Here is a 688-nt window from a genome sequence, read left to right as displayed (position 1 = left end):
ATCTGGTAGAGCTGGTTTTGCTGTATCTGTCATGTTTGTGACCTAAATTCCGTAAAAAAGTGCGCTATTGTAGTCAGTGCACAGTGAGTGTTCAAGATAACCTTCAACTAATCTGCTCTCGATACAATTTGGGGCTTGCGCCGGCTTTACGTTTGAATACGCGAGAAAAGTAGAGTGGGTCGGTATAACCAACGATACGACCAATGTGATTGACCGAATAGTTGGTTGTGACCAACAATTGTTTCGCTCGGCTAATACGTTGGTCGTCACGCCATTGAGTAATGGTCATGCCAACTTCATCTCGAAATAGATGCCCTAAGCGTGAGGCGGACAGGCAGGTGAAATCAGCGATGTCTTCTAGTGTGAAATTTTGATTCAGGTTCTGCGTCATGTAGTTCATCGCTTCAATAACACGAGGATCTAACGGTTTGCTCACCACATCAGGTTGAATAGTTTTACAGCGAATCAGCAGTTGTTCCAGTAAGTTAATCGCGAGATCATCTCGATAAGGCATGTCTGATTTGGAAATGTACTCAATGTCGATGAATAGGCGTTCAATCTGAGAAATCGTGCTGTTATCTAATCCTTGAGTCAGATACACACCATTTCGTTGTTCATGCCAACACAACCAGTCATTCCAAAAGGCACGAGGACGAAAATAGACCCAGCGGTGAAACCATGATGCGTT

Annotated in this window: 1 protein-coding gene; it reads right to left on the bottom strand. The window is 43.9% G+C overall.

Translation table 11 applies throughout. The annotated features are described in order from the left end of the window. Positions 1-103 precede the first annotated feature (103 nt). On the bottom strand, positions 104-688 hold a 585-nt coding region (araC, locus tag R7R78_RS26530; protein WP_225474662.1), incomplete at its 5' end, for an arabinose operon transcriptional regulator AraC.

This window comes from Vibrio sp. 2134-1, assembly GCF_033339495.1.
The sequence above is the reverse complement of the archived record's forward strand: the minus strand, read 5'-3'. Positions and strand labels throughout refer to the sequence as shown.